This window comes from Blastococcus sp. SYSU DS0616, from assembly GCF_054051015.1.
Genome location: NZ_JBJHAJ010000027.1, coordinates 24,480 through 42,116 on the forward strand (window position 1 = coordinate 24,480; position 17,637 = coordinate 42,116).

At 73.8% G+C, this 17,637-nt stretch carries 15 protein-coding genes; 4 read left to right on the forward strand and 11 right to left on the reverse strand.

The features are described from left to right. Positions 1–213: 213 nt before the first annotated feature. The 4 genes from deoC (at position 214) to ACI79K_RS17245 (ending at position 4,999) form a co-directional block, all read left to right on the forward strand. On the forward strand, positions 214–1,209 hold the full coding sequence (gene deoC, locus ACI79K_RS17230; RefSeq protein ID WP_456590656.1) for a deoxyribose-phosphate aldolase: 996 nt from the start codon (positions 214–216) through the stop codon (positions 1,207–1,209). A gap of 5 nt (positions 1,210–1,214) precedes the next feature. Then, positions 1,215–2,660, forward strand: coding sequence for an aldehyde dehydrogenase family protein (locus ACI79K_RS17235; RefSeq protein ID WP_456600299.1), 1,446 nt, complete (start codon positions 1,215–1,217; stop codon positions 2,658–2,660). After that, entirely contained in the window at positions 2,657–3,526 is an 870-nt protein-coding gene (locus ACI79K_RS17240) for an aldehyde dehydrogenase family protein (protein ID WP_456600300.1), read from the forward strand. Before ACI79K_RS17235 ends, ACI79K_RS17240 begins: the two co-directional genes overlap by 4 nt. Before the next feature lie 108 nt (positions 3,527–3,634). Beyond that, positions 3,635–4,999, forward strand: a complete 1,365-nt coding sequence (locus ACI79K_RS17245) for a hypothetical protein (RefSeq protein ID WP_456600301.1) — start codon at positions 3,635–3,637, stop codon at positions 4,997–4,999. A 96-nt stretch (positions 5,000–5,095) separates the two neighbouring features. On the opposite strand, the gene ACI79K_RS17250 is transcribed toward ACI79K_RS17245, so the two are convergent. The 11 genes from ACI79K_RS17250 to ACI79K_RS17300 form a co-directional block, all read right to left on the reverse strand. Next, complete coding sequence (locus tag ACI79K_RS17250; protein ID WP_456590660.1) at positions 5,096–6,592, reverse strand: DEAD/DEAH box helicase; 1,497 nt, start codon at positions 6,590–6,592, stop codon at positions 5,096–5,098. Positions 6,593–6,856: 264 nt separating this feature from the next. Beyond that, the gene (locus ACI79K_RS17255; protein WP_456590661.1) at positions 6,857–7,552 is read right to left on the reverse strand and encodes an MgtC/SapB family protein; all 696 of its coding nucleotides are present in this window, start codon (positions 7,550–7,552) and stop codon (positions 6,857–6,859) included. Between the two features lie 5 nt (positions 7,553–7,557). Further along, the gene (locus tag ACI79K_RS17260; protein ID WP_456600302.1) at positions 7,558–8,631 is read right to left on the reverse strand and encodes an adenosine deaminase; all 1,074 of its coding nucleotides are present in this window, start codon (positions 8,629–8,631) and stop codon (positions 7,558–7,560) included. 13 nt (positions 8,632–8,644) lie between these two features. Next, positions 8,645–9,466, reverse strand: a complete 822-nt coding sequence (locus ACI79K_RS17265; protein ID WP_456590663.1) for an ABC transporter permease — start codon at positions 9,464–9,466, stop codon at positions 8,645–8,647. Next, positions 9,463–10,374 (reverse strand): ABC transporter ATP-binding protein, encoded by a 912-nt coding sequence (locus ACI79K_RS17270; protein ID WP_456590664.1) that lies wholly within the window; start codon positions 10,372–10,374, stop codon positions 9,463–9,465. Before ACI79K_RS17270 ends, ACI79K_RS17265 begins: the two co-directional genes overlap by 4 nt. 16 nt (positions 10,375–10,390) lie before the next feature. Then, positions 10,391–11,677 (reverse strand): thymidine phosphorylase, encoded by a 1,287-nt coding sequence (locus ACI79K_RS17275; RefSeq protein ID WP_456600303.1) that lies wholly within the window; start codon positions 11,675–11,677, stop codon positions 10,391–10,393. Further along, entirely contained in the window at positions 11,677–12,102 is a 426-nt protein-coding gene (locus ACI79K_RS17280) for a cytidine deaminase (RefSeq protein WP_456590666.1), read from the reverse strand. Before ACI79K_RS17280 ends, ACI79K_RS17275 begins: the two co-directional genes overlap by 1 nt. Beyond that, positions 12,102–13,388, reverse strand: a complete 1,287-nt coding sequence (locus ACI79K_RS17285) for an ABC transporter permease (RefSeq protein ID WP_456598292.1) — start codon at positions 13,386–13,388, stop codon at positions 12,102–12,104. Before ACI79K_RS17285 ends, ACI79K_RS17280 begins: the two co-directional genes overlap by 1 nt. Next, positions 13,385–14,605, reverse strand: a complete 1,221-nt coding sequence (locus ACI79K_RS17290) for an ABC transporter permease (protein ID WP_456590668.1) — start codon at positions 14,603–14,605, stop codon at positions 13,385–13,387. Before ACI79K_RS17290 ends, ACI79K_RS17285 begins: the two co-directional genes overlap by 4 nt. Continuing rightward, positions 14,602–16,176: an ABC transporter ATP-binding protein gene (locus ACI79K_RS17295; protein ID WP_456600304.1), complete on the reverse strand. Its 1,575-nt coding sequence runs from the start codon at positions 16,174–16,176 to the stop codon at positions 14,602–14,604. Before ACI79K_RS17295 ends, ACI79K_RS17290 begins: the two co-directional genes overlap by 4 nt. Positions 16,177–16,472: 296 nt before the next feature. Then, entirely contained in the window at positions 16,473–17,537 is a 1,065-nt protein-coding gene (locus tag ACI79K_RS17300) for a BMP family lipoprotein (protein ID WP_456590670.1), read from the reverse strand. Between the last annotated feature and the right edge of the window lie 100 nt (positions 17,538–17,637).

Genomic DNA, 17,637 nt, shown 5'->3' on the forward strand with positions numbered 1-17,637 from the left:
CCCGCGGGAACGCCCGACCGGGGGGTCCGCCACCCGGGTCCGAGGGGGCCGAGCGCGTTCCCGCGGGAACGCCCACCGGCGGGTCGGTCACTCGCGATCCGAAGGCCCCGAGCACGTTCCCGCGGGAACGTCACGAGCTCGGCTGCGGGTCAGGACCGCCCCTGCGGGTGAGCGCGTTCGGGACCGGTCCCCCGGCAGGGGAGAATGGCCGGCATGACCCACGTGCTCGACCCCGACGCGCTGCCCGGGGCGACCCCCGCGGTGCACGCGCCGTCGCCGCCGTACGACGACGTGACCCGCTCCGACTCGGCCTTCCGCGCCTTCCTGCACGGCCTGCCCGGCGTCGACCAGGTGGGCGCCGAGGCGCGCGTCGCGCAACTGGGCACCCGGTCGATCAAGACCACCTCGAAGGCGTGGGCGATCGACACCGCCATCTCGATGGTCGACCTGACCACGCTCGAGGGCGCCGACACCCCCGGCAAGGTGCGCAGCCTGGCCGCCAAGGCCAAGCAGCCCGACCCGTCGGACCCGACGACGCCGCAGGTCGCCGCCGTCTGCGTCTACGGCGACCTCGCCGGCGTCGCGCGGGAGGTGCTGGCCGGCACCGGGATCCACGTGGCCGCCGTCGCCACCGCCTTCCCCAGCGGCCGCGCGAGCCGTGCGGTGAAGCTGGCCGACGTCCGGGACGCCGTGTCGAACGGCGCCGACGAGATCGACATGGTCATCGACCGCGGCGCGTTCCTGGCCGGCCGCTACCTCGACGTCTACGAGGAGATCGTCGCGGTGAAGGAGGCCTGCGGGGACGCACACCTCAAGGTCATCCTCGAGACCGGCGAGCTGATGACGCTGGACAACGTCCGGCGCGCGAGCTGGATCGCCATGCTCGCCGGCGGCGACTTCATCAAGACCTCCACCGGCAAGGTGAGCCCTGCCGCCACACTGCCCGTCGCCCTGGTGATGCTGGAAGCGGTCCGCGACTTCCGCCTCGCCACCGGCCGGCAGGTCGGCTTCAAGCCCGCCGGCGGCATCCGGACGACAAAGGACGCGATCAAGCACCTCGTGCTGATCAACGAGACCGTGGGCCCCGACTGGCTGGACCCCGACTGGTTCCGCTTCGGCGCCTCCAGCCTGCTCAACGACCTCCTGCTGCAGCGGCAGAAGCTGCGCACCGGCCACTACTCCGGCCCCGACTACGTCACGGTGGACTGACAGCGATGACCAGCGTTTTCGAGTACGCCCCCGCGCCCGAGTCGCGGTCGATCGTCACCATCGCCCCCTCGTACGGCCTGTTCGTCGACGGCGAGTTCGTCGACGGCTCCGGCGAGCCGCTGAAGACGGTGAACCCGGCCACCGAGGAGGTGCTCGCCGAGGTCGCTACCGGCACCACCGCCGACGTCGACCGCGCGGTGCGCGCCGCCCGGAAGGCGTTCGAGAGGACCTGGGGTCCGATGCGCCCCGCCGACCGCGGCAAGTACCTGTTCCGCATCGCCCGGCTGCTGCAGGAGCGCGCCCGCGAGTTCGCCGTCCTCGAGTCGCTGGACAACGGCAAGCCGATCCGGGAGTCCCGCGACGTCGACGTCCCGCTGGCCGCGGCGCACTTCTTCTACCACGCGGGCTGGGCCGACAAGCTGGACTGGGCGGGCCTCGGGCCGGGACCGAAGCCGCTGGGCGTCGCCGGCCAGGTCATCCCGTGGAACTTCCCGCTGCTGATGCTCGCGTGGAAGGTCGCCCCGGCGCTCGCGACCGGCAACACCGTCGTCCTCAAGCCCGCCGAGACCACCCCGCTCACCGCGCTGCTGTTCGCCGAGGTCTGCCGCCAGGCCGACCTGCCGCCGGGCGTGGTGAACATCGTGACCGGCGCCGGCGACACCGGCCGCGCGGTCGTCGAGCACGACGACGTCGACAAGGTGGCTTTCACCGGGTCCACCGACGTCGGCCGGCAGATCGCCCGCGCGGTCGCCGGCACGGCCAAGTTGCTGACGCTGGAGCTCGGCGGCAAGGCGGCGAACATCGTCTTCGACGACGCCCCGATCGACCAGGCCGTCGAGGGCATCGTGCAGGGCATCTTCTTCAACCAGGGCCACGTCTGCTGCGCGGGCTCCCGGCTGCTGGTGCAGGAGTCGATCCACGACGAGGTCATCGCCAGCCTGCAACGGCGGATCGGCACGCTGCGGGTGGGTGACCCGCTGGACAAGAACACCGACATCGGCGCGATCAACAGCGCCGAGCAGCTCGCCCGCATCCGCGAGCTGTCGGACATCGGCGAGGCCGAGGGCGCGCAGCGCTGGCAGCCCGCCTGCGAGCTGCCCGAGCGCGGCTACTGGTTCCCCCCGACGGTCTTCACCGACGTCTCCCCCGCGCACCGCATCGCCCGCGACGAGGTCTTCGGCCCCGTGCTGTCGGTGCTCACCTTCCGGACGCCGGACGAGGCGGTCGCCAAGGCCAACAACTCCACCTACGGGCTGTCGGCCGGCATCTGGAGCGAGAAGGGGTCACGGATCCTGAAGATCGCCGACCAGCTGCGCGCCGGCGTGGTGTGGGCCAACACGTTCAACAAGTTCGACCCGACGTCGCCGTTCGGCGGCTACAAGCAGTCGGGCTACGGGCGAGAGGGCGGCCGGCACGGTCTGGCCGCATACCTGAAGGGTGCCGAGCAGTGAGCAGCGATCGTCTCGCCGTCCGCAAGACCTACAAGCTGTACGTGGGCGGCGCCTTCCCGCGCTCGGAGTCCGGCCGCACCTACGAGGTCACCGACGCCAGGGGCCTCTTCCTCGCCAACGTCGCGTGGGCGAGCCGCAAGGACGCCCGCGACGCCGTCGTCGCCGCCCGCGGCGCCTTCGCGAAGTGGTCGGGCGCGACCGCCTACAACCGCGGCCAGGTCCTCTACCGGGTGGCCGAGGTGATGGAGGGCCGGCACGTCCAGTTCTGCGAGGAGGTCGGCGCGGCCGAGGGCCTGTCGGCGTCCAAGGCGCGGGCCGCCGTCGACGCCGCCATCGACCGCTGGGTCTGGTACGCCGGCTGGACCGACAAGCTGGCCGCCGTCCTCGGCGGCGCGAACCCCGTCGCCGGGCCGTACTTCGACTTCAGCCTGCCCGAGCCCACCGGTGTGGTCGCCGTCCTCGCGCCCCAGCAGTCGTCGCTGCTCGGACTGGTGAGCGTTCTCGCCCCGGTGCTCGCGACCGGCAGCACCGCCGTCGTCGTCACCTCCAAGGAGCGGCCGATCCCGGCCGTCACCCTGGGCGAGGTGCTCGCCACCAGCGACGTACCCGGCGGGGTGGTCAACCTGCTCACCGGCGACGCCGGGGAGCTGGGCCCGTGGCTGGCCGAGCACGCCGACGTCGACGCCATCGACCTCACCGGCGCTCCGGCCGACCGCGCGATGGAGCTCGAGCGCGAGGCCGCCGGCACGATCAAGCGCGTCGTCCGCCCGCCGGCCACCGAGCCGGACTGGACCGTCGACCCCGGGCTGTCCCGGATCACCCCGTTCCTCGAGACCAAGACGGTGTGGCACCCGATGGGGATCTGAGCAGGGCGCAGGAGGCGATCCACGGCCGCGCCGGCCACATGATCAACCTCGGGGTCCCGCCGCGCGGCCCGGAGGTGCAACTCCGAGCCGACAAGGCAGGATGGTGCGGTGGCCAGGCCCAGCATCGTCCCCATCGCACTGACCCTCGACGACCGCACCGGATACACCCTGTGGGCTCCGCCGTGGGAGGAGGACGGCGAGGAGTGGCAGGCGTTCCTCGGCACGACCGAGGGTGACGGCGCGGGCGGGCGCGCCACGGTGCACCTCTTCCCGTCGCCGGAGAAGCTCGCCGCCTTCTGCCGCACCCGCACCGACCACGACCTGGCCGACCACCCGGTGTGGCCGGTCGTCGCCGGTCTGGACGCAGCGGACCTCACCCCGGACGAGGACCACCGGTACGACCTCGACGGGGTGTACGACGTCGCCGCCGAGGACCCCGACCGGTGGGCGGTGGAGGAGCTCGCCGCGACCGTCGACATCGTCAGCCGGCTCGCCGAGTGCCTGGACACCACCGAGGACGACGACGAGGAGCAGTTCGAGGCCGTCGCCGAGCTCGCCGCCAAGCCGGAGATCGGCTCTCTCGGGCTCGGCGTGGAGGCCTTCGCCGGGCGTTCCGGCGAAGACGCGTGGATCGGCGTCGGCACGGTCTTCGACGAGCTGTGGGAGGACGTCGTCGAGGAGCTCTCGGACCACTTCGACTGGACCGGCGGGGGCACCGCCACGATCGAGGAGTACCCCTCGGCCGCCGAGTCCGCGGACGACCAGCTCGGCGCCCTCGCCGACGAGGACCTGCCCGAGCAGGCGGAGACGGCCGCCGGCGCGCCCGCCGGTGCGACCGCCACCTCGGTGGCCGGCCGGCCGGGCGTGAGCACCATCGCACGCGGGAGCCGGGTCACCGCCTCCCCCGCCGCGGTCGCCGCCGCCGCCGAGTTCTGGGAGGCGGTCGGCATCCTGCCGGTCGAGATCGTGGTCCCCGAGGGCGCCGGGGTGACCCTGCGTTGCTACGTCGAGGACGTCGCCCGCTTCCTCGGCCGCGACGGAGAGGTGTTCGTCTTCGACACCCCGGCCGACCTGGCCCGCTTCTGCGCCGGCAACGAGCAGCACGACCTCGTCGAGATCGCCACCTGGCCCGAGGTCGCCGACACGGACACGCTGCCGCTGCCCGCCGAGCAGGACCGCTACGACCTCACCGAGGTCTCGGAGGTGCTGGCCGAGGTCGCCGACGGCGCCGCCGGCCTGGTCCCCCACCGGGCGCTCGTGCAGCCGGCCGAAGGGGTGCGGGACCTCGCCGAGTACGCCCGGCTCACCCGGGTCGACGAACTGCTCGCCCCCACCTCCCCGCTGGGCCGGGCGGTGGCCCGCGCCGACCGGCAGCCCGACGAGCCCCTGGACGCGGCCGAGGCCGGGCAGCTGCGCCCCGCCTGGGACGAGGTCGTCACCGCCGTGAGCGGCGCCCTGGTCTTCCGCGACTGAGACGACGGCGGCCCGCCCCGGGAAACCGGGACGGGCCGCCGTCGTCGCCCCCGTCCGGAGGCTCACCGCGAGCGGTGAGGGGGACGGGGTCCTCGTTCAGCCCTGGCGCGGAGGACGGCCCGAGCGCTCGCCGCCGAAGCGGCGGTCGCCGCCACCGGAGCGGTTGCGGTCGCCGTACGAGCGACGGGGGCCACCACGGGAACCGCCGGGGCGGTCACCCTCGCGACGCGGACGGCCGCCGGGGCCACCGCCACCGCGGCGCATGTCGCGCTGGGTGCGCTCCTTGGGCTCCACGGGGATGCCGGAGGCGACCAGCTCGAGGATCGGCCGGTCACCGGGCCGCGTGCGGTCCAGGGGCGGGTCCACCTTCGCGGTGCGGAACCGGCGCTTGGCCTGTCCCACCTGGTCGGGGAGGAGCAGCGAGACGACCACACCCGCGGCGCCGGCGCGGGCCGTCCGGCCCGAGCGGTGCAGGTAGGTCTTCGCGTCCGTCGGCGGGTCGTAGTGCAGGACCAGCGAGACATCGTCGACGTGGATGCCGCGCGCGGCGACGTCCGTGGCCACCAGCACCGGCGAGCGGGCGTCGGTGAACTCCTCGAGCGCACGCTTGCGCGCCGACTGCGGCAGCCCGCCGTGGATGGCCTCGGCCTTGATCCCGGCGGCCTTCAGGTTCTCGGCCAGCCGGTCCACGCCCAGCTGGGTGCGGGCGAAGATGATCGTGCGGCCGGGGCGAGCAGCCAGCTCCGTGGCCACCTGCAGCTTGTCGCGGAAGGCGAGGCTGAAGGCGAGGTGCTCCGCCGGCGGGGCGTCGTCGCCGGCCCGCTTGACCTCGTGCCGGGCCGGGTCCTTGAGGTAGCGGCGGACCAGGGAGTCGACCTCGCCGTCCAGCGTGGCCGAGAACAGCAGCCGCTGGGCGTTCCGGTCGGTCTGGTCGAGCAGCTCCTTGACGACCGGGAGGAAGCCCAGGTCGGCCATGAAGTCGGCCTCGTCCAGCACCGTGACGACCACCTCGGCGAGGGTGGCCTCGCCCTGGCTGATCAGGTCCTGCAGCCGGCCCGGCGTGGCGATGATGACGTCCACGCCGCGGCGCAGCTGCTGGATCTGGCGGTACATGGGTGCGCCGCCGTAGACGGTGGCCAGCTGCACGCCGGTCGCCTGGCCCAGCGGCGCCAGGTTGTCGTGCACCTGCTGGGCGAGCTCGCGGGTGGGCACGAGGACCAGCCCGCGCGGGGCCCGACGACCGTTCTTGACCTCGGCGCCGATGCGGGCGAGCAGCGGCAGCCCGAACGCGAGCGTCTTGCCCGAGCCGGTGGCGGCCTTGCCCAGCACGTCACGCCCGGCGAGGGCGTCCGGCAGGGCCGAGGTCTGGATGGCGAACGGGCGGTGGATGCCGCGCCGCTCGAGCGCGGTCACCAGCTGCTGGGGCAGACCCAGCTGACCGAAGGTGGGGCCGGCCGGGGTCTCGGCGACGGTCTCCGCCGCGGCGTCCTCGGCCGTGTTGCCGGTGGTGTTCACGATGGTGTTCTCGGTGGTGTTCTCGACAGCGTTCTCGGTCGTGGACGACTCGAACGCGGCAGGGTGGACCAAAGTCATGCGGGGTGGGGCTCCGATACTGCTCGGAGCGCGTCCCGTGAAAGAGGAGGAGCACCGTGACGTACCGGCGTCCTCACTTGGCGATCGTCTGCGCCCAGGGATGGAACGCTGGATCTGCACGGATGCGCTCGTGCCCGGACAAACCGTCCGGGAGGATGACCGGCCTTGTGCCGGTGCACTTACCGTAGCAGCGGAGATCACGACGCGATTCCCGCAGGCCGGAGTGACGCCCCCCACCCGCGGCCGGCCCGTGCGCGCCGGCGGTCAGTCGCGGTCCTCGTCCTGGTGCCCGGCCGACACCGCCAGCACCCCCTCGAGGTCGGCCAGCCGGGCGGCGAGCGCGGTGACCGACCCCGCCCCCTCCATCGTCATCCGCACCGTGGCCTGCGGGCCGGCGCCGCCCCGCCGCTCGGCCTCGACCGCCGTGTCGAGGTGACGCACGGTGAAGCCCTGCTGCGTGCACTCGGCCAGGGCCCGGCGCAGCACGCCCTCGCCGTCCCGGTAGGTCAGCACCAGGGAGTAGGAGTGCGCTGCCCGCCCCGACAAGCGGCGGGCCAGCGGGGTGAAGGCGTAGGCCACCAGGAGGTGGCCGGCGGTCGCGACGACGGCGTACAGCCACAGCCCCGCGCCGGCGGCCATGCCGACGGCCGCGGTCAGCCAGACGACGGCCGCGGTGGTGAGCCCGCGGACGGCGTCGCGCCGGACGAAGATCAGGCCGCCGCCGATGAACCCCAGCCCGGAGACCACCTGCGCGGCGACGCGCGAGTCGCCGAACTCAGCCCGGCTGATCACCATGAACAGCGCCGCGGCGAACCCGACGATGGTCAGCGTCCGCAGCCCGGCCGCCTTCTGCCGCAGCTCCCGCTCGAACCCGATGAGCGCCGAGAGGAGGAAGGCCACCCCCAGGTCGCCCAACCGGTCCCAGGACTGCCCGGCCGCCTCGGCGAGCAGGACGTCCACCGCCGTCAGCCCCGCAGCGCGGCGTAGCCCGGGCGGACCACGTCGTCGAGAAGCCGCTGCCGTTCCTCCGCGGGCAGGAAGGCACCGGCCAGCGCGCGCTCGGTCACCGTCTGCACGTCGTCCCACGTCCAGCCGAACGTCGTCGCCACCGCTGTGACCTCGCTGGTGACCGAGACGCCGCTCATCAGCCGGTTGTCGGTGTTGAGCGTGACGGCGAAGCCGAGCCGGTGCAGCCGGTCCACCGGGTGCTCGGCCAGCGAGGGGTAGGCGCCGGTCTGCACGTTCGAGGAGGCCGCCACCTCCAGCGTCACCTGCGCGTCGCGCACCCGCCGGGCCACGGGGCCGAGGGCGCCGTCCGCGGCGACCTCGTCGGCGATCCGCACGCCGTGGCCGAGCCGTTCGGCACCGGCGCCGTCCAGCGCTGCCTCGATGCTGGCGATGCCGGCGGCCTCCCCCGCGTGCACCGTCCGGTGCGCCCCCGCGCGGTCCAGCAGGGCGATGGCGGCGGGGATGCGGTCCGGCGGGAAGCCGATCTCCGGGCCGGCGAGGTCGAAGCCGACGACACCGGCGTCCCGGTAGCGGACGACGAGGTCGGCGACCTCCTCCCAGCGGTCGTTCTGCCGCATCCCGCACAGCAGCGTGCCGATCCGGATCGGCGTGCCCGCGGCGGCGGCCTCCCGGCTCCCCTGCGCATACCCGTCGAGCATCGCCTCGACGGCCGCCTCCATCGGCATCCCGGCGGTGAGCAGCTCGGGCGCCATCCGGACCTCGGCGTACACCACGCCGTCCGCGGCGAGGTCGAGCGCGCACTCCCGGGCGACCCGCGCCACGGCGTCCGGCGTCTGCATCACGGCGACGGTGTGCGCGAACGTCTCCAGGTACTGCACGAGGGAGCCGGAGTCCGCGGCCTCGCGGAACCACCGGCCGAGGGATTCGGCATCGCCCGCGGGCAGGTCGCGGTAGCCGAGCTCGGCGGCCAGGCCGAGCACCGTCTGCGGCCGCAGCCCGCCGTCGAGGTGGTCGTGCAGCAGGACCTTCGGGGCGCGGCGGACGTTCTCGGCGGTGAGCGGAGCGGGCACGGGAGAACGCTACCTACCGGCCGTCCCGGTCCTGCCAGCGGAAGGTGCGCACGCACAGCAGCAGGCCCAGGACGCACCAGATCCCGAGCACCAGCGCGACGGTGCCGAGCTCCCAGGAGCCCGCCGGCTCCCGGGCGGCGAGGGAGTCGGGCAGGAACACCGACCGCAGTCCCTGGGCCAGCCACTTCACCGGGAAGACCGAGGCGACGTCCTGCAGCCAGCCGGGCACCTGGTCGAACGGCATGAAGACGCCGGAGACGAACTCCAGCACCAGCGCGATCGGGGTGACCGTCGCCGAGGCCGACCGCGCGTTGCGGGCGAGGGAGGAGACGGCGATGCCGAGCAGCGTGCAGGCCGCCGCGCCCAGCACTGTCACCCAGGCGAAGGTCAGCCAGTCCGCCCCGGTCGGCAGGTCGATGCCGAACACGAGCACGCCGACGACCAGCAGCGCGAGGATCGTCGCGATCGTCACGGCGACGACCTGCGCGACCTTGCCGACGAAGTAGGCGGTCTTCGGCATGGGGCTGCCGGCCAGCGCCTTGAGGGTGCCGTCGGAGCGCTCGCCGGCGATGTGGATCGCCATGTTCTGCAGGCTCGCCCCGACGATCCCCGCGGCGATGACGCCCGCCATGAAGTACTGCGGGAAGTCCACGCCGGAGCCGAGGTCGTAGTCCAGGACCGCGCCGAGCCCCAGCAGCAGGATGACCGGGAACAGCAGCGTGAAGACCACCGACTCACGCTGGCGGAAGAACTCCTTGAGCTCGACCCCCGCCCGGGTGCGGGAGACCCGGGCGACCGAGGGCAGCGCGGCGCGCCCTGGGGCGGTGGTGGTCACGAGCGGTCCCCGATCATCTTCAGGTACACGTCCTCGAGCGTCGGCCGGCTGACGGCGAGGTCGGGCACCTCGCCCGGGAAGCGCGCGGCGAGCTCGGAGACGAAGGCGGTCGGCGTGGCGGTCTCGGCGGTGCGCCGGGCGCCGGCCTCGGTCCAGCTGACGACGGCCGGCGCGGTGCCGCGGCCGCCGAGCGCGGTGGGGACGGCGACCTCGGCCAGCTGCCCGTGAGCGATGACCCCGACCCGGTCGGCCAGCTCCTCGGCCTCGTCGAGGTAGTGGGTGGTCAGGAGCATGGTGGTGCCCAGCTCGCGCAGCGACCGGATCAGCGCCCAGAACTGGCGGCGGGCCTCGGGGTCGAACCCGGTGGTGGGCTCGTCCAGGAACAGCAGCCGGGGCCGGCCCACGATGCCCAGCGCCACGTCCAGCCGGCGCCGCTGCCCACCCGAGAGCGTGCGGCCGCGGGCGCCCGCCTTCTCCGTGAGACCGACGAGCTCCAGCACCTCGTCGGGGTCGCGGGGATCGGCGTAGTAGGACGCCTGCGCCGACAGCAGCTCGCGCACCGAGAGCTGGCTGTCCCCCGCACCGGACTGCAGCACGATTCCGAGCTCGGCCTTCCAGCGGCGCCCGCCGCGCGCCGGGTCGACCCCGAGCACGCGCACCTCACCACCGTCGCGATCGCGGTAGCCCTCGCAGATCTCGACGGTCGTCGTCTTCCCCGCGCCGTTGGGACCCAGCAGGGCGAAGATCTCCCCACGGTGGATGTCGAGGTCCAGGCCGTCAACGGCCGCGCGGTCGCCGTACCGCTTGACCAGGCCGCGGATGGAGATGGCTGCGTCCGGGTTCAACGGCTCCCTCTCGGGGCCCGCCGCGAGCGTGCGAGTGGTGGGGAGGAGGGAGTCCTTCTGCACGAGAGACCAGTGTCCCCTACGAGCCTGCGGTGATGCGGTCGAGGACCAGCGGGAGCGGCTCGTCACCGGTGTCGACGCCGATGGCCCCCTCGAGCGCCTCGAGCGCCCGCGGGATGCGCGCGGCGTCGTCGGTGTGCAGCTCCAGCAGCGGCCGGCCGGCGGTCACCTGCTCCCCCACGCCGGCCGTCCAGGTGATCCCCGCGGCGGCCGACACCGGGTCCTCCTTGCGGGCTCGGCCGGCGCCCAGCCGCCAGGCGGCGACGCCGAGCGCGTAGGCGTCCAGGCGGGTCAGCATGCCGGTGGCCGGCGCGGTCACCACGTGCGTCTCGGCCGGGCGCGGCAGCGGGGCGTCGGGGTCGCCGCCCTGCGCGGCGATCATCCGCCGCCACACGTCCATGGCCCGCCCGTCGGCCAGCGCCTCGGCGGGGTCGACGTCGTCGCGCCCGGCACCGACCAGCATCTCCCGCGCCAGCGCCAGGGTCAGCTCGACGACGTCGGCCGGGCCGCCACCGGCGAGCACCTCCACCGACTCCGCGACCTCCACGGCATTGCCCGCGGCGCGGCCCAGTGGCCGGTCCATCGCCGTCACCAGGGCGACGGTGCGCACCCCGGCCGCCTCCCCGAGCCCGACCATCGTGCGGGCCAGCTCGCGCGACGCGGCGGGGTCCTTCATGAACGCCCCGGAGCCCGTCTTGACGTCCAGGACCAGCGCGTCGGCGCCCTCGGCGATCTTCTTGCTCATGATGGAGCTGGCGATCAGCGGGATCGACTCGACGGTGCCCGTGACGTCGCGCAGCGCGTAGAGCAGCTTGTCGGCCGGCGCCAGGTCGTGGCCGGCGGCGCAGATGACCGCGCCCACGTCGCGCAGCTGCGCCAGGTAGGCCTCCTCGTGCACGTCGGCCCGCCACCCGGGGATCGCCTCGAGCTTGTCCAGCGTGCCGCCGGTGTGGCCGAGGCCCCGGCCGGAGAGCTGCGGCACGGCCACCCCGCAGGCGGCGACGAGGGGCGCCAGAGGAAGGGTGATCTTGTCGCCGACGCCACCGGTGGAGTGCTTGTCGGCGGTCGGCCGGCCGAGGGACGACAGGTCCTTGCGCTCGCCGGAGTCGATCATCGCCTGGGTCCAGGACGCGAGCTCGTCGGCGGTCATCCCGCGGAAGAACACCGCCATGAGCAGCGCGCTCATCTGCTCGTCGGGGACCTGACCGGCGGTGTAGGCCCCGATCACCCAGCGGATCTGCTCCGTGGTGAGCGGCACGCCGTCCCGCTTGGCGCGGATGACGTCGATGGCGTCGTGACCGGCCATCAGCCCTGGCCCCGCTCGGCGGCAGCCGTCAGGTCCTCGGGACCGAAGGCGTCGGGCAGCACCTCGCGCATCGGCACGATGCCGAGGGACACCGTCTCGATCAGCATGTCGGCGCCGCCGTGCTCCCAGAGCAGCTGCCGGCAGCGGCCGCACGGCATGAGCGGCTGACCGTCCCCGCCGACGCAGGCCACCGCGACCAGCCGGCCGCCTCCGGTGCGGGCCAGGTCGCTGACCATCCCGCACTCGGCGCACAGGCCCAGCCCGTACGAGGCGTTCTCCACGTTGCACCCGGTGACGACGCGGCCGTCGTCGACCAGCCCGGCGACCCCGACCGGGAACCTCGAGTAGGGGGCGTAGGCGTGGGTCATGGCCTCGCGGGCCGCGGTCCGAAGGGCATCCCAGTCGGGCTCGGGCAGGTCGGGCACTAGTGCTCCCCTCGTCGGTACACCAGGCCGTCCGCCTTGGGCATCCGCAGCCGTTGGGAGGCCAGCGAGAGGACCAGCAGCGTGGTCAGGTGCGGGGTGAAGAAGACGATGCCGTCGGGCAGCTCGTCGATGGTCAGGAAGCCGACCAGCGCGACGGCGGCGAACACCACGGCGAGGCCCGCGGGCACCCAGCGGCGGCGCAGCGCCTGGTACACGGCCACGCCGACGAGCAGCAGGGCGACCAGGAGCAGCAGCGCGACGACCGCCGTCCGGCTGCGCAGCTGCAGGGCGTCGGAGAAGCCGAACAGCCCGGCGCCGGCGGCCAGGCCTCCCGGCCGCCAGTTGCCGAAGATCAGCGCGGCCAGGCCGATGAAGCCGCGGCCACCGGTCTGCCCTTCGCGGTAGATGCCGGCCACGAACACGAGGAAGACGCCGCCGAGCCCGGCCAGCGCGCCGGAGATGATCACCGCGATGTACTTCATCCGGTAGACCGGGACGCCGAGCGAGTCCGCCGCCGCGGGGTTCTCGCCGCACGACCGCAGCCGCAGCCCGAACGCCGTCCGCCAGAGGATCACGTACGAGATCGGGATGAGCAGGATCGCCAGCAGGGTGACCACACCGAGCCCGCTGGTGAGCCCGCGGAGCACCCCGGCGAGGTCGCTCAGCAGGAACCAGCCGGTGTCCTCCAGGTCGCCCAGCAGGTCGGGCCCGGAGGAGAGCACCGGGATCGAGAAGCTCGGCGGGTCGCCGCCCACCGACGGCGACTGCGTCGGGCCGCCCCCGGTGCCCTGGACGTAGACCAGTTCCGACAGGAAGCGGACGACACCCGCGGCGAGGATGTTGATCGCCACCCCGGAGATGACGTGGTCGACGCCGAAGGTCACCGTCGCGATGGCGTGCAGCAGGCCGCCGATGGCCCCGAGCACGGTGCCGCCGATGATCGCGCCGACCCAGCCCCACTGCCAGCCGGCCCAGCCGGCGCCCCAGGTGCCGAGGATCAGCATCCCCTCGAGGCCGATGTTGACCACGCCGGCGCGCTCGGAGTAGAGGCCACCCAGCGCCGCGAGCCCGATCGGCACCGCCAGCAGCAGCGCAGCCCGCATCGTCGACGACGAGGTCAGCGCCTCCTCGCCGGAGACCGCCCGGGTGACGGAGAAGACGAACAGCAGGCCGACGACCAGCCACAGGATCCTGCTGCCCCGGCTGCCGCCGGTGAGCCGGTCGGTGAGCGGGCCACGGCTGGGCCGGGTCGCGGTGCTGCCGCCGGCCGGGGTCGCGGTGGTCATGCGCGCGCCTCCTCGGAAGAGCCCGGGACTCCGGTGCGGACCCGGTGCCCGCCGTCCGGACCGGCGCCGGGGCCGGGACCACCGGGGCCCGCACCGCCACCCGGGTCCGGCGGTGCGCCGGTCGCCTCGGCAGCGGACCGCTCGGCCGAGCGCAGGGCCAGCCGGCGGGCGACCTCGTTGGCGATCACGACGGCGAGCACGATCGTCCCCTGGATGATCGTCACCACCGACGCGGGGATGTCGGCGAACTGCAGCGGCAGCGCCGCACGGTCGAGGAACGCGAACAGCAGCGCCGCCAACGCGATGCCGAGGACGTTGTTCCTCCCGAGCAGGGCCACGGCGATGCCCAGGAAACCGAGCCCGGCGGTGAACTCGGTGCCGAAGGCGCGCGTCTCGCCGAGCAGGTCGGGCAACCCGATGAGCCCCGCGACGGCACCGGAGAGCAGCATGGTCGTGACGACCATGCGGCGGGCGTCGACACCGCTGGCGGTGGCGGCGGACGCCGAGATGCCGGTGGCCCGCAGGTCGAAGCCGAACCGGGTGCGCTGGACGAGCACCGCGATCACGATCCCCACCACGACGGCCACGACGAGGAAGCCGAACAGCTCCGTGCGCGGCTCGGCCAGCCCGAAGGCGCCGAGCACCCCGCCCAGCCCCGGGAACCACGCCGACTCCGGCAGCGGCGTCGTGGTGATGATCGACGCGCCCTCCGGGCTGCCCCGGAACGGGCCGGTGAGCAGGAAGGACGCCAGCCCGAGCGCGATGAAGTTCAGCATGATGGAGCTGATGACCTCGCTGACACCGCGGGTCACCTTGAGCACGCCCACGATGCCGGCCCAGAAGGCGCCGACCACCATGGCCACGACGATGACCAGCAGGACGTGCAGCGGGCCGGGCAGCGCCACGGCCGCACCGACGGCGGCGGCGACGACGGTGGCCAGCCGGTACTGGCCCTCGACGCCGATGTTGAACAGCCCCATGCGGAAGGCGATGGAGACGGCGAGCCCGGCCAGGAACAGCGGGACGGCGCGGTTGAGGATCACCACGATCGACTGCACCTGCTGCGAGGGCCGCTCGCCCAGGTCGACCATGACCTGCAGCGCCCGCAACGGGTTCTCCCCGATGAGGGCGATGACGAGGGCGGAGATCACCAGCGCCACGAGGACGGCGAGCACCGGGCCCAGCAGCGTCAGGCCGGTGCGGCGCAGGCGGTTCACGCGGCACCCGCCGCGGTCCGGGCGCCGGTCATGTACCCGCCGAGCTCCTCGGGGGTGACCTGGCGGGGGTCCACGGTGGCCACGAGGCGGCCGCGGAACATGACGTGGAGGGTGTCGGAGAGCCCGATCAGCTCGTCGAGGTCGGCAGAGACCAGCACGATCCCCATCCCTTCGCCGCGGGCGTCCTTGAGCAGCTCCCAGATGACCGATTGGGCGCCGACGTCGACCCCTCGGGTGGGATGGGCGGCGATCAGCAGCCGCGGGCCGGCGCTCATCTCGCGGCCGACGATGAGCTTCTGCTGGTTGCCGCCGGAGAGCGCGGCGGCCAGCGTCTCGGGGCCGGGCGCGCGGACGTCGTACTCGCGCATGATCCGCTCGGTGTCGGCGCGGGCCGCCTTCCGGTCGATGAACGGGCCCCGGGCCGCCGGCGGCCGGGTCTGGTGGCCCAGGATCCGGTTCTCCCAGAGCGGGGCGTCGAGCAGCATCCCCTGCCGGTGGCGGTCCTCCGGGATGAAGCCGATGCCGGCCTCGCGGCGGGCCCGCGTGCTCCACCCGGTGACGTCGTCCTCGCCGAGCCGGACCCTGCCGGCGGCGAGCGGGCGCAGGCCCATGATCGCGTCGACCAGCTCGGCCTGGCCGTTGCCCTCGACCCCGGCGATGCCCACGACCTCGCCCTCGCGGACGGTCAGGTCGACGGAGTCGACCAGCGGCCGCCCCATGTCCGAGGCCACGGTGACGCCCGACAGCCGGAGCACCGGGACCTCGCGCACGGTGGAGCTGCGGAGCTCCGGCGTGGGCAGCTCGGCGCCGACCATCATCTCGGCGAGCTGCTTGGCCGTGGTCGTGCGCGGATCAGTTTCCCCCACCGTGGTGCCCCGGCGGATCACGGTGATCGTGTCGGCGACCTTGCGTACCTCGTCGAGCTTGTGCGAGATGAAGATGACGGTGAGGCCCTCGCGCTTGAGCTCCGCGAGGTTGCCGAAGAGCTCGTCGACCTCCTGGGGCACCAGGACGGCGGTCGGCTCGTCGAGGATGAGAGTGCGGGCGTTGCGGTAGAGCACCTTCGCGATCTCGACCCGCTGGCGGTCACCGACGCCGAGCTCCTCCACCAGCGCGTCGGGGCGCAGCCCGAGGCCGTAGCGGTCGGAGATCTCCTCGATCCGGCGGCGGGCACCGTCCCGGTCCAGCCGGCCGCCCTTCGTGGGCTCGCTGCCCAGCACCACGTTCTCCAGGACCGTGAAGTTGTCCGCCAGCATGAAGTGCTGGTGGACCATGCCGATCCCCGCCGCGATGGCGTCGGCCGGGCTGCGGAACTGCACGGGGCGTCCGTCGACGAGGATCGTGCCCTCGTCCGGCCGGTGCTCGCCGTACAGCGTCTTCATCAGCGTGGACTTGCCGGCCCCGTTCTCCCCGACGATGGCGTGCACCTCGCCGCGGCGGACCGCCAGCTCGATGTCCTTGTTCGCCACGACGCCGGGGAAGCGCTTGGTGATGCCGCGCAGCTGGACCGCATAGGGCGATCGGGCCGCCTCGTCGCCGGACGTGGCGCCGGCGGCTGGAGCCTGGGCCATGGGTGGGCCTCTCTCTGACGGTGCGCCGCGCGGGCGGCGCTGGTCTCGATCCGGCGCACCGGTGACGACGCCGGTCGGGTCGTCGTCCCCCGGATGACCGGTGGTCGGGCGGGGTGACCGGGGTGCGGGCACCCGCCCTGCGCATGATGTCGCACCCTCGCGGCGACCGGGACCGTGCCCCCCGCGGGGTCGGGGCCCGCTCGCCACGACGGCGGGCCCGGGCGGGATGCCCGGACCCGCCGTCGGAGGGTCGCTCCGGTGCGCCGGCCGGAGCTGTCCGGCCGGCGCACCCGGCCTCACGGGGTCGTGGGGACCTCGATCTCGCCGGAGACGATGCGCTGGCGCCACTCCTCGAGCTGGCCCTGGATGTCGTCGATCTGCCCACCCGAGGTGGCCAGGCCGACGCCGTCGCTCTCCAGGTCGTAGACCAGGTCGATGCCGCCCTGGACGTTGCCCTCGGCGTAATCGGTGATGAAACTCTCGACGGCGTTGTCGACCCGCTTGAGCATCGAGGTCATGATCACCGCCTGCAGCGCGGGGTCGTCGACCGTCTGGTACTGGTCGGAGTCGACGCCGATCGCCCGGTTGCCGGTCTGGGCCGCCGCCTGGAAGACGCCGGTGCCCGAGCCGCCCGCCGCGTGGAACACGATGTCCGCGCCGGCGTCGTACATGCTGCGGGCCAGGATCTGACCGCGGGCCGGGTCACCGAACCCGGAGAAGTCGCCGGCCGGCGAGATGTACTCGACGTCGACCTGGATGTCCGGGTTGACGGCCTTGGCACCGGCCACGTACCCGGCCTCGAACTTCTGGATCAGCGGCATCTCGACGCCGCCGACGAAGCCGACGTGCCCGGTCTCGCTCTTCAGCGCCGCCGCGACGCCGGCGAGGAAGCTGCCCTCCTCCTCGGCGAAGACGAGGCCGGTCAGGTTCTCGGTCTCGATCCCCTCCTCTTCCGTGCGGACGTCCACGACGGCGAACGTGGTGTCGGGGAAGTCCTCGGCGACCTCGCCGATCGAGTCGCTGTAGGCGAAGCCGACGGCGATGACCGGGTCGTAGCCCGCCTCGGCCAGGTTGGCCAGGCCCTCGACGCGGTCGGAGCCGTCGTCGTTGGGGCTGAACTCCTGGACCTCGCCGTCCAGCGCCCCGATGGCCGCCTCGACACCGGCGTAGGCCGAGTCGTTGAACGACTGGTCGCCGCGGCCACCGACGTCGTACGCGAGGCCGACCTGGAGGTCACCCGAACCGCTGCCGCCGCCGCTGTCGCCGCCGGCCGTGGGCTCCTCGTCGCTGGCACAGGCCGCCAGGGCCAGGCTGCCGGCCAGCAGCAGCGCCGCGGCCTTCGTCATCCGCGCTCGGCGCAAGACGATCTCCTCTCTGGGGGGAGGTCCCACGCGTGGCGGGGTTCTCCCGGGGGTGTGGACTGCGGTGGCTCGCGGGCCCGCGTGGAGCGGGCCGTCGTGG